Here is a 264-nt window from a genome sequence, read left to right on the forward strand (position 1 = left end):
GAGGGCCAGATGCGTAGCGTCCACTATGCGGTTGCGGAACAACAACCAACCGAACCACCACCCCGACAACACTCAGGGGTGGAACAACTGAACAGTGCAACAAGGTAAGTTGTAACCCCCTGGGTCGATCCCACACCACCCCAAACGGTGTGGACACGACAGGGACACTGAGACTACCCCCGACCGAACACCAACCCCTTCCGGGTTGCAGATGTCAACAGAGGTGGTAACAGGGTTACGGCGGTCATAGCGTGGGGGAAACGC

Source organism: Citricoccus alkalitolerans (genome assembly GCF_039528175.1).
Taxonomy (GTDB): domain Bacteria; phylum Actinomycetota; class Actinomycetes; order Actinomycetales; family Micrococcaceae; genus Citricoccus; species Citricoccus alkalitolerans.